Source organism: Kineococcus glutinatus (assembly GCF_039542765.1).
Classification (GTDB): Bacteria; Actinomycetota; Actinomycetes; order Actinomycetales; family Kineococcaceae; genus Kineococcus_A; species Kineococcus_A glutinatus.
The window spans coordinates 1-10,884 of sequence record NZ_BAABIL010000080.1; the positions used below are offsets into that span (position 1 = coordinate 1).

Here is a 10,884-nt window from a genome sequence, read left to right on the forward strand (position 1 = left end):
GCCCCCGCAACGCCCGTAGCCCCGACAGCACGTAGGCCGCCGGGCCGATGCGGGCCTTCAGGTCGTCCTCGACGCCCACCATGACCGCCCCGTCGAAGCCCATCCCCGCCATGACGAGGAAGGCGTGCTCCTCGGGGGCGCGGTCGCGGCCGCTGCGGTCGACGAGGAGGCGCCCGACGTCGATGGCGTGGTCGCTGCCGGTGAAGACGACCGCCAGCGAGCGGGAGAGGTCCGCGTGCGGCAGGTCGAGGTTGCGGGCCAGCAGGTTGCCCGTGCCCGCCGGCAGCAGCCCCACCGGGACCCCGGTGCCGGCCATCGCCTCGCCGACGACCCGCACCGTCCCGTCCCCGCCGCACGCCAGGACGATGTCGGCCCCCGCGGCCAGCGCGGCGCGCGCCTGCCCGCGGCCGGGGTCCTCGGGGGTGGTCTGCAGCCACAGCGGCCGGCGCCAGCCGTGCTCGCGGAAGGCGGCCTCGACCTCCGCGCGCACCGCGTCCAGCCGGCCGGGGAACTTCGTCGGGTTGACGACCACGGCGGCGCGCCGGCCCTCGCCGGGCTCCGACGGCTCCTGCGGCTCGTCCGGCGCCGGGGGGTGGGGGTGGGGTCGTCGCGGTCGCAGCTCGGCCGCGACGACGACCAGGGCCACCAGCAGCACGGTGAGCAGGCCGAGCAGCAGGAGCGTGCCGTCCTGGTCGCCACCGCTCACGTGATGACGGTACCGGCGCCGCCCGGTGCACCCGTGCCGGTGGCACCGGGCCCGGTGCTGACGCAGCGTGCCGGGACTGCACCGTTGCGGTGATGTGGGTCTCCCGCCCTGCGGACCGCGGCCCGCGGGGCCGACGATCGTGGGGTGAGGGGTCGAGCCGGTCGGGTGGGCGGGTGGTGGGCCGCCGTGCGGCGCGCACCGCTGCACCTGGTGGCGCTCGTCGCGTGCCTGCTGCCGCTGCCGGGCTACCTGCTGCTGGAGCCCGGCTCCACCGCGGAGCTCGTCGGCTACGTGGTCGTGGTGCTGCTGGCGGTGGCCTTCACCGGCGCGGGCCTGCGCCGCCTGCCACGAGGCGCCCGCCGGCCGTGGCTGCTGGTGGGTGCCTGCCAGGCGGCGTTCGCCGTCGGGGAGCTCGTGTGGCTCGCGATGGCCCTGCGCGGCGTCGAGACGTACCCGTCCGCCGCCGACGCCGTCTACCTGACCGGCTACGCCCTGCTCGTGGCGGGCGTGCTGGGCCTGGTGCGCGAACCCGCCTCCCGGCACCGGCGGGGGGCGCTGCTCGACGCGGCCATCGTCACCACCAGCGTCGCCGCCCTCGTCGGCGTCCTCGTCGTCCTGCCCGCCGCGCAGGACGGCGGTTCCTCCCGCGCCGCGCAGCTCGTCGCCGCGCTCTACCCCCTCGCCGACGTCGCCCTCGTCCACCTGCTGGCCCGCACGCTGACGTGGCCGGGCGGTCGCGGCGGTGCCCTGCTCCCGCTCGTGCTGGCGCTGGTCTGCACGGTCTGCGCCGACTTCGGCTGGTCCGCCTGGCAGGCCGCCGTCGACGACACCACCGCACCGCGGTGGATGAACCTGGCGTGGCTGCTCTACTACGTGCTCGTCGCCGTCGCGGCGTGCTCGCCGGGGGCCGCCGCCCTGGCCTCGCCCGCCCCGCCGCGCCGGCGGGCGGGCCTGACCCGGGGCCGGCTGGCGGTGCTGTCGCTGGCCGCGCTGCTGCCCTCGCTGCTGCTCGTCGGCAGCGCGCTGCTGGGCACCGAGCAGCACGTGGTGCTCCTCGGCGGCGCCACCCTCGTCGTCGTCGCCCTCGTGCTGCTGCGCGTCGCCGACCTCTTGGAGCTGCTGCGGCAGCAGGCCGACCAGCTCGCCGAGCAGGCCCGCACCGACCCCCTCACCGGGCTCGCCAACCGCCGCACCTGGGACCACGCCCTCGCCCGCGCCTGCGCCGCCGCCGCCGCGCGGGGGCTGCCGCTGTCGGTGGCGCTGGTGGACCTGGACCACTTCAAGCGGTTCAACGACACCCACGGCCACCCGGTCGGCGACGAGCTGCTGCGGGAGGCCGCCGCCGCCTGGCGGGAGGCGCTGGGGGCCGGGGTGGTGCTGGCGCGCTGGGGCGGGGAGGAGTTCGCGGTGCTGCTGCCCGGCCTGGGCGCCGCCGCCGCGACCGCCCGCCTCGACGCCGTGCACGCGAGCACCCCGCGCGGGCAGACCTGCTCGATCGGGGTGGCCGTCCTCGAGGCCGGCCAGGACCCCGACGCGGTGCTGCGCCGGGCCGACGAGGCCCTCTACGCGGCCAAGCGCGCCGGCCGGGCCCGCACCGAGGTCGCCCCGGCCGCGCCCCCGGGGCCCGGTGTGCCACGGGGGCCCGCCGTGCCGGTGCCGCGGCTGCGGCTGCGGCCGCGGGCACCGGGGCGGTAGCCGCACCCGTCCGGTCGATCCAGGGGGCCGCCGCGCAGGTCGATGCCCTCGTGGTGAGCAGACTGTCGGGGGGAGCGGGACGGCCGGTCGTGCCGTGGCTGCTCGGCCTGCTGTGCCTGCTGCCGGTGCTGGTGGTGCACGTGGGGATGCCGCTGGGGTCTACGCCGCAGGTGGCCGCCTACTACGCCCTCATGGTGGCCGCCCTGACCGCCGTCGTCGCCGGCGTGCGGCGTTCCCCGGCGGCCCGCCGCCGCTCCTGGGCCCTCGTCGCCGCGTCCCAGGTGCTGTTCCTCGTCGCCGACCTCGGCTTCATCGTGCGGTACCTGTGCGGTGGCGGTGACCGCTTCCCCGTGGTGGACGTCCCCTTCCTCGTCGGCTACGGCCTGCTGGCCCTCGGGGTGATGGGCCTGGTGCGGCCCGCTGACTCGCACCGCCGCGGCGCGCTGCTCGACGCGTCCATCGTCACGGTGAGCTGCGCGGCCCTCCTCGGCGTCCGGCTCGTCGTGCCGCTGCTGGCGAACGACGCCGCGCCCCTGCCGGACCGGGTCGTCGCCGCCCTGTATCCCCTCGCCGACGTCGGGGTCGTCTACCTGCTGGCCCGCACCGCCCTGCTGACGGGCCAGCGCTCGCGGTCCTCGTGGCTGCTGCTGGCGGCCCTGGCGCTGCTCGTCGCCGCCGACGTCGGGTTCTGCCTCGGCCAGCTCGCCGGGGCGCAGCTGCCCGCGCAGTGGGTGACCACCGGATGGCTGTGCTCGCGCGCCCTGATCGCCCTGGCGGTCTGGTCGAGCCCGGTGGTCGCGCCCCCCGCACCCGCCCGGGCGCAGCGGCCGGTGGGGCTCACCAGGACCCGGCTGCTCGTGCTGGCGCTGGCCGCCGCCCTGCCCTCCGGGCTGACCGCCGCGCTGGGGCTGCGCGGCGGCGACACCCACCCGGTGCTGCTGGGCTGCGCCGCGCTCGTCCTCGTCGTCCTCGTCGCGGTGCGGATGGGCGACCTGCTGGCGCAGGTGCACGAGCAGGCTGCGCAGCTGGCGGTGCAGGCGCGCACCGACGCCCTCACCGGGCTGGCCAACCGCCGCACCTGGGACCACGAGGTCGCGCGGGCCTGCGCGACCGCCCGGCGCGGCGGCACCGGGCTGGCGGTGGCGCTGCTGGACCTGGACCACTTCAAGCAGTTCAACGACGCCCACGGCCACGCCGTGGGGGACGAGCTGCTGCGCGAGGCCGCCGTCGCGTGGACGGCGGCGCTGCACCGGGAGGTGGGGCCGGACGCGGTCCTGGCGCGCTGGGGCGGGGAGGAGTTCGCGGTGCTGCTGCCCGGCGTGGACGCCGCCGCGGCCGCCGCCCGGCTCTCGGCCCTGCACCGCGGCGTGCCGCGGGGGCAGACGTGCTCGATCGGGGTGGCGGCGTGGGACCCCGCGGAGGAACCCGCCGCCGCGCTGCGCCGCGCCGACGAGGCGCTGTACACCGCCAAGCGCTCCGGTCGCGCCCGCACGGTGGTGGCCGGTGTGCCGCCGGCCGGGGTGCCCGGGCACGCGGGCGCCCCGGAGCCCGCCGCTCGGTAGGGTCGACGGGTGATCGACCTGCGCCTGTTGAGGGACGACCCGGACGCCGTCCGCGCCAGCCAGCGCGCCCGCGGCGAGGACGAGGGCGTCGTGGACGCCGTGCTCGCCGCCGACGTCCGCCGCCGCGAGACCATCGCGGAGTTCGAGCGGCTGCGGGCGGAGCAGAAGTCCCGCGGCAGGGACGTCGCGAAGGCGAAGGGCGAGGAGAAGCAGGCCCTGCTCGCGCAGGTCAAGGAGCTCGCCGAGCGCGTCAAGGCCGCGCAGGTGGCCTCCGACACCGCCGCCGGGGAGTTCGAGGACCTGCTGCGCCGCATCCCCAACGTCGTCGAGGACGGCGTCCCGGCCGGCGGGGAGGACGACTACGCCGTGCTCCGCGAGGTCGGCGGGCGCCCGGCGCTGCCGGAGGGGCTGGCGGCCTGGCGCGACCACCTGGAGCTGGGCCAGCTGCTCGGCGCCATCGACACCGCCCGCGGCGCGAAGGTGTCGGGCGCGCGGTTCTACTTCCTCACCGGCGTCGGTGCCCGCCTGGAGCTGGCGCTGCTCAACCTGGCCGTCGCCCGGGCCGTGGCCGCCGGGTTCACCCCGATGATCACCCCGACGCTGGTGAAGCCGGAGGTCATGGCGGGCACCGGCTTCCTCGGGGCGCACGCGGAGGAGGTGTACCGGCTGGAGGCCGACGACCTCTACCTCACGGGCACCTCGGAGGTGGCGCTGGCCGGCTACCACGCCGACGAGATCCTCGACCTGTCCGCCGGCCCGCGCCGCTACGCCGGCTGGTCGGCCTGCTACCGCCGCGAGGCCGGCTCCCACGGCAAGGACACCCGGGGCATCATCCGGGTGCACCAGTTCCACAAGGTGGAGATGTTCTCCTTCTGCCGCGTCGAGGACGCCGCCGCCGAGCACCGCCGCCTGCTGGCGTGGGAGGAGGAGATGCTCGCCGCGGTCGAGGTGCCGTACCGGGTCATCGACACCGCCGCCGGGGACCTGGGCTCGTCGGCGTCGCGCAAGTTCGACTGCGAGGCGTGGATCCCGTCGCAGGGGACGTACCGGGAGCTGTCGTCGACGTCGAACTGCACGACGTTCCAGGCGCGGCGGCTCAACGTGCGCGAGCGGGTGCCCGGCGAGGAGGGGGCCGGCACCCGGCCGGTGGCGACGCTCAACGGCACGCTGGCCACGACGCGCTGGCTGGTGGCGATCCTGGAGAACCACCAGCTCCCCGACGGCTCGGTGCGGGTGCCGCAGGCGCTGCGCCCGTTCCTCGGCCTGGACGTCCTGACCCCGCCGGGCTGAGGGCGCCCGCCCTTTCTCGCCCTTCTCCGGGTTTGGGCGCTCTCGTGCCTGGTGTTGGGCGCCCTTCTCCGGGTTTGGGCGCTCTCGTGCCTGGTGTTGGGCGCCCATCTCCGGGTTCGGGTGGTTCGGCGTGCCAGGCGAAGCGCCCGAATCCGGAGATGGGCGGTGGCGTCAGCGGGATGCTCGCTGCACAGCGCCGCGGATCGCAGCCACGACCTCGTCGGGCCGGGCGAGCATCGAAGCGGTGACGTGGACGACCTCCCACCCTGCTTCCCCGAGGTCGCGCATCCGCTGCCGGTCGACCTCGAGCTGCTCGCGCAGCGCGTGCCAGCCGCCGTCGTACTCCACCGCCACCCGGATGCCCTCCACAGCGAGGTCCACCCGCGCTACGACACGTCCGCGGTCCCGCACCACGACCTGCGGCACGACCCGGATGCCGGCCAGGACGCACGCGACCCGCAGGACCGACTCCGGCAGCGACTCGGCGCGCGGGTCGCACAGCTCTGCTGCCCGGCGCGCTGCCCGCACCCCCGGATCGTGCACGTCGTCGAGCCAGCGGCCCAGCGCGGCGCGATCGACGAGGCCGGCCCGGACGACGGCGTCCAGGTACGACACGGCGACGGGCAGCTGCGCTCGCGACGCCAGGTCGAACGCCATCCGAAGCGGCGGTGCCAGCGCCGTCGTGGACCACGGGTCCCCCGCCGGCATCCGGGTAGCGCGTCGCACGACCACCCCTCGCGGCAGCTCCCGCGACGTGCCCTCCTGCACGAGGACCTCCACCGGGTCTTCCCAGCGGGCCAGGTCGACGCCGCGCACCGTCGCGGCCGAGCGCCCCGTCAGCAGGGCGTCCGGGGGGAGGAGCAGCCCGGTCGCTTCGCAGCGCAACAGGTGGGTGGATCGCACGCCTGGGCGGGTGTAGACGCCCCGCACGACGCGCTGCACGGCCGGCCCTCTCAGCTGGGCGCGGGTGAGGGCGCCGTGGGCGACTGCGTCCGAGCCGCGGAAGATCCGCGGCAGGTCGTCGACGAGGTGGCTGCGGTGGGGCACGGCGTGAGCCTGCTGAGCGTCGGCCGGTCCGCGGCCGTACGGGTGGGCCCCTGTGGAGGGCCCGGTGCCCGACCTACCTGTGGACGACTCGCCTGCCGAGCGGGGCACGTCGATCGTCAGGCGCCCGAACCTGGAGATGGGCGCTGGTGCGGGGGGTGGGGGGCGCCCGAACCTGGAGATGGGCGCTGGTGCGGGGGGTGGGGGGCGCCCGAACCCGGAGATGGGCGCTGGTGCGGGGGTATGGGCGCCCGTGGGAACCTCCCGGCGCGGTGGGGCTGCACGGCTCGTTAGGGTCGGACGGTGACCCTCCCGCGGCTCGTCGCCCTCGACATCGACGGCACCATCCTCGACCACGACGAGCGGCTCTCCGACCGGGTGCGCGACGCGGTGCGGGCCGTGGCCGCCGGTGACTCCCACGTCGTCGTCGCCACCGGCCGCGCCCTGCAGGGCGCGCTGCCCGTCCTGGACCGCCTCAGCCTGCTGGACGGCTACCTGGTGTGCAGCAACGGGGCGGTGACGGTGCGGCTGGACCCGGCGCAGGAGCGCGGCTACGAGGTGGTCTCCCAGCGGATGTTCGACCCGACCCCGGCGCTGGAGCTGCTGCGCGAGCACCTGCCCGAGGCCCTCTACGCGGTGGAGGTGCTCGGCCGCGGGTACAAGCTCACGGCGCCCTTCCCCGACGGGGAGCTCACCGGCGAGATGCAGATCGTGCCGTTCGAGGAGCTGTACGCCGAGCCCGCCATGCGCGTCGTCGTGCGCAGCCCCGCCCACACGCCGCAGCAGTTCGTCGACCTCGTCAACCGGGTCGGCCTGCACGGGGTGGCGTACTCGGTGGGCTGGACGGCGTGGCTGGACCTGGCGCCCGACGGCGTCACCAAGGCCAGCGCGCTGGACGCGGTGCGCTCGTGGCTGCACGTGGACCCGGCGGACACGCTGGCGGTCGGCGACGGCCGCAACGACATCGAGATGCTGACGTGGGCGGCGCGCGGGGTGGCGATGGGCAACGCCCCGCAGGAGGTGCGCGCCGCCGCGGACGAGGTGTGCGGCGACGTCGTCGACGACGGCCTGGCCGACGTGCTGGAGGGCCTGCTGGCCGCCGGGGGGGCGCGCTCGTGACGGCGGACGGCGGCCGCCTCGCCGACGAGCTGGCCCTGGCGCGGCGGCTGCGGCTGGTCGCCACCGACATCGACGGCACGATCGTCGCCCGCGACCGGGCGGTGTCCGAGCGCACGCTGCGCGCCTTCCGGGCGTGCGGGGAGGCCGGTGTGCGGGTGGTGTTCGTCACCGGCCGGCCGCCGCGGTGGATGGCGCCCGTGGCGCAGGAGGCCGGGCTCACCGGGCAGGCGGTCTGCGCCAACGGGGCGGTGGTCTACGACCTCGCCACCCGGCGGGTGCTGCGCTCGCACCTGCTGGCGCCGGAGGTGGTGTGCGAGGTCGCCGCGCGGCTGCGGCCGGTGCTGCCCGGGGTGGGGCTGGGCGTGGAGACCGTGGTGGGTTTCCGCCGCGAGCCGCACTACGCCACCCGGTTCGACACGGGGCTGGAGCAGCGGGTGGGCCCGCTGGAGGAGCTCGTCGCGGACGGCCCGACCGTCGTGAAGATCCTCGCGAAGCGGCCGGGGACGAGCAGCGACGAGATGCTGCGGGTGGCGCGGGAGGCGCTGGCGGGTCTGGTGAGCGTCACCCACTCCAACGCCGCGGACTCCCTCATCGAGATCATGGCGCCGGGGGTGAGCAAGGCCTCGACGCTGGCGGAGGTCGCCGCGGCGGAGGGGGTGGGACCGGAGGGGGTCGTCGCGTTCGGGGACATGCCCAACGACCTGGAGATGCTGACGTGGGCGGGGCGGGGCTACGCGATGGCGGACGGGCACCCGGCCGCGCTGGCGGCGGCGGACGACGTCGCGCCGGACTGCGCCGACGACGGGGTGGCGCAGGTGGTGGAGCGGCTGCTCAGCTTGCGCGGGCGCTGATCCGGCCGACGGCCGCCACCAGCACGGGCACCCCGTCCACGGCGTCGGGCAGGTCGGGCACGTCCTGCTCGGAGACCACGTTGACCTTCACGCCGTAGGTGCCCGAGCGGCGGGCGATGCCGACGCCCTGGACGCGGGAATCCGCGCCGAAGAGGTCCTGGACGCGGGCCTTGGCCGCCTGTGCGGCGGCTCTGCCGAAGGGATCGTCGGGGGAAGTCACACGACCAGTGTGGCACCGAGGGCTTCGAGCACAAGACCGATCGGGTTGCAGAACGTGAGGCCCGTGCCGTCCTCGCCGCCGGTCTCGCTGCCCGCGAAGAGCAGCCCGACGGCCTCGCGGGTGTCCGGGCGGTAGACCAGGGAGCCGGAGTCGCCGCCCTCGGAGAACGACCCGCCGGAGCCGGTGACCTCGATCTGCCCGTCGAAGGCGACGGGGCCGACGGGGAACTGCACGGTCACCCCGTCCAGCTCGATGGCGCTGATCCGCCCGCGGGTGCGGCCGGTGGTGCGGCCCACCTTCTCCACCGCGACCTCGTCGTCCGGCTCGGCCCAGCCGGTCAGCCGGCCCACGGGGTAGCGCAGGTCGATCGCGGGGTCGGCGGGGCCGCTCACCCCGGCCAGCAGGGCGAGCGCGGCGTCCACCCTGCCGCCGTCGCGCAGCGGCACGGCCCGCGCGAGCGCACCGACCCGGTCGTCGGTGTCGCCGCCGTCGGCGGGACCTGGCTGCAGCACGGCGTCCTGCAGCGCGGCGCGGTCGGAGTCGGCCAGCACGTGGTTGTTCGACAGCGCGAACACCCCCTCGAGGCCGGCGACGGTGACGAACGCCCCCAGCGTCCCGGCCGTGACGTCCCGGTGCGCCACCGACAGGCCCGGGTGCAGCGGCCGCACCCGCTGCTGCAGGGCGCCGGGCGTCCACGTCCGGTCCTCCGCCGGCGCGGTCAGGGCGCGCACGAGGCCCACGTGGCGCACGTCGACCTCGGGGCCGGCGCTGGTGGCGGCCAGCTCCCGGGCCCGCTGCAGCAGGGGCTCGCCCTCGGGGCCGGCGTAGCGCACGGCGACCCCGTAGCGGGGCGTGCCGTCCGCCCGGCTGCCCAGCACGCTGATGCCGACCGCGGCCGTGCCGGGCTGGCGCGCCCGCACCGCCAGCGCCTCCGCGGGCACCGCCTCGCGCAGCTGCTGCTTCAGCTCCCGGGCCGAGTCGATGTGCATGGTCCCCCTCCGCGTCGGTGCCGGCGGTGACCGGTGGTCACCGTGGGTCCGGTCGGTGACCACTCTGGCACCGGGGACCGACATCCGCCCCACCCGGCGGTGTCCCGGGACCGGCGCTCATGCTCGCGGCCCGACGTGCCGATGCAGAGGCGGCAGGCCTGGGGTGGACCGGAGGAGACGAGGACGAGCATGGGCTGGCGCGGACGCACGAGCGGTGGACTGGGCAACCACCCCCTGATCTCCACGGCGGACGCCGTGGCGGCGGTGCTGCAGCACGCCCCCTCGACCGTCTTCGTCCTCGACGAGCGCGCCGAGCTGGTGTGGGCCAACCCCGCCGGGCACGCCGAGCTGGAGCGGGCCAGGACCACCGTCGGCCAGGCCGAGTACGACCGCGGCATGGCCGAGTTCAAGGCGTGGCTGCGCGGCACGACCTCCTTCCCGGCGCGCAAGGTCTTCACCCGCGGCGCCGGCGCCGCGATCCACAGCATCCGCTCCACGGCGGACCGCGTGCCCGGCGGCTACGTCACGAGCTGGGAGGACGTCAGCGACTTCACCCGCGTCACCGAGGGCGCCCGCGCCGCGACCGGCCGCATCGCCGAGTACGGCGCGTCCCTGGCCGCGCTGGGTGACGAGCTGGCCGGCTCCGCCGGGGCCGCCGCCAGCCAGGCCGACGCGCTGCTGCAGGGCGCCGGCGAGCTCACCGGCTCCATCCGGGAGATCTCCACGGGCGCCAGCGCGGCCGCCAGCAGCACCGGCACCGCCGTGGCCTCCGCCCAGCACGCCAGCGACAGCGTCGCCAAGCTCGCCGCCTCCAGCGAGGAGATCGGCTCGATCTCCCGGCTCATCACCGCCATCGCCGAGCAGACCAACCTGCTCGCGCTGAACGCCACCATCGAGGCCGCCCGCGCCGGGGAGGCCGGCCGCGGCTTCAACGTCGTGGCCACCGAGGTCAAGGAGCTGGCCCGCCGCACCGCGGAGGCCACCGACCAGATCTCCGCGATGATCGCGACCATCCAGGCGGACTCGGCCAGCGCCGGCGACGCCATCGGCCGCATCGTGGCCCTCATCGGCGAGATCGAGGCCCAGCAGACCACGATCGCCGGCGCCGTGGACGAGCAGTCGGCCACCGCCGGCGAGATCTCCGGGCGCGTGGACAACATCGCCCGCTCCACCAACGACGCCGCCGCCGTGGCCGGCCGCGTGCGGGAGGTCGCCGAGCAGCTCGCCGACGGCGCCGGGGAGCTGCAGAGCGCCATGGGCTACTGACGCCACCGCCGGCGCACCAGCAGGGGACGTCCCGACCGGGACGTCCCCTGCTGCGTCCCGCTCGGCCGCCGACGAGTTGCTCCGCCCGCTCGGCCGCCGACGAGCTGCTCCGCCCGCTCAGCCGCCGACGAGCTGCTCCGCC

The 10,884-nt window shown here is 76.7% G+C and carries 10 protein-coding genes; 6 read left to right on the forward strand and 4 right to left on the reverse strand.

Features of this window, described 5'->3' with window-relative positions; translation table 11 throughout:
* On the reverse strand, positions 1–706 hold a 706-nt coding region (locus ABEB16_RS03850), incomplete at its 3' end, for a diacylglycerol/lipid kinase family protein (RefSeq protein WP_345710950.1).
* A 186-nt stretch (positions 707–892) separates the two neighbouring features.
* Between ABEB16_RS03850 and ABEB16_RS03855 the strand changes: the two genes are divergently transcribed.
* The 3 genes from ABEB16_RS03855 to serS are packed head-to-tail and all read left to right on the forward strand — an operon-like array spanning position 893 to position 5,253.
* Positions 893–2,401: a GGDEF domain-containing protein gene (locus ABEB16_RS03855; RefSeq protein WP_345710951.1), complete on the forward strand. Its 1,509-nt coding sequence runs from the start codon at positions 893–895 to the stop codon at positions 2,399–2,401.
* 53 nt (positions 2,402–2,454) lie between these two features.
* The gene (locus ABEB16_RS03860) at positions 2,455–3,963 is read left to right on the forward strand and encodes a GGDEF domain-containing protein (RefSeq protein ID WP_345710952.1); all 1,509 of its coding nucleotides are present in this window, start codon (positions 2,455–2,457) and stop codon (positions 3,961–3,963) included.
* A gap of 9 nt (positions 3,964–3,972) precedes the next feature.
* The gene (gene serS / locus ABEB16_RS03865) at positions 3,973–5,253 is read left to right on the forward strand and encodes a serine--tRNA ligase (RefSeq protein ID WP_345710953.1); all 1,281 of its coding nucleotides are present in this window, start codon (positions 3,973–3,975) and stop codon (positions 5,251–5,253) included.
* 171 nt (positions 5,254–5,424) lie between these two features.
* On the opposite strand, the gene ABEB16_RS03870 is transcribed toward serS, so the two are convergent.
* Complete coding sequence (locus ABEB16_RS03870; protein WP_345710954.1) at positions 5,425–6,300, reverse strand: endonuclease domain-containing protein; 876 nt, start codon at positions 6,298–6,300, stop codon at positions 5,425–5,427.
* Between the two features lie 300 nt (positions 6,301–6,600).
* On the opposite strand from ABEB16_RS03870, the gene ABEB16_RS03875 reads away from it, so the two are divergent.
* On the forward strand, positions 6,601–7,416 hold the full coding sequence (locus ABEB16_RS03875; protein WP_345710955.1) for an HAD family hydrolase: 816 nt from the start codon (positions 6,601–6,603) through the stop codon (positions 7,414–7,416).
* The gene (locus ABEB16_RS03880; RefSeq protein ID WP_345710956.1) at positions 7,413–8,267 is read left to right on the forward strand and encodes an HAD family hydrolase; all 855 of its coding nucleotides are present in this window, start codon (positions 7,413–7,415) and stop codon (positions 8,265–8,267) included. The genes ABEB16_RS03875 and ABEB16_RS03880 overlap by 4 nt, the downstream gene beginning before the upstream one ends.
* Here ABEB16_RS03880 and ABEB16_RS03885 read toward each other — a convergent pair.
* Complete coding sequence (locus ABEB16_RS03885; RefSeq protein ID WP_345710957.1) at positions 8,248–8,487, reverse strand: hypothetical protein; 240 nt, start codon at positions 8,485–8,487, stop codon at positions 8,248–8,250. The genes ABEB16_RS03880 and ABEB16_RS03885 overlap by 20 nt on opposite strands.
* Positions 8,484–9,476, reverse strand: a complete 993-nt coding sequence (locus ABEB16_RS03890) for a serine/threonine-protein kinase (protein WP_345710958.1) — start codon at positions 9,474–9,476, stop codon at positions 8,484–8,486. Before ABEB16_RS03890 ends, ABEB16_RS03885 begins: the two co-directional genes overlap by 4 nt.
* A gap of 189 nt (positions 9,477–9,665) precedes the next feature.
* On the opposite strand from ABEB16_RS03890, the gene ABEB16_RS03895 reads away from it, so the two are divergent.
* On the forward strand, positions 9,666–10,742 hold the full coding sequence (locus ABEB16_RS03895) for a methyl-accepting chemotaxis protein (protein WP_345710959.1): 1,077 nt from the start codon (positions 9,666–9,668) through the stop codon (positions 10,740–10,742).
* The last annotated feature ends 142 nt before the right edge of the window (positions 10,743–10,884 follow it).

Excerpts from the sequence above, each read along its gene's own strand:
- ABEB16_RS03890 (WP_345710958.1), bottom strand. The coding sequence starts at position 9,476 with ATGCACATCGACTCGGCCCGGGAGCTGAAGCAGCAGCTGCGCGAGGCG.
- ABEB16_RS03895 (WP_345710959.1), top strand. The coding sequence starts at position 9,666 with ATGGGCTGGCGCGGACGCACGAGCGGTGGACTGGGCAACCACCCCCTG.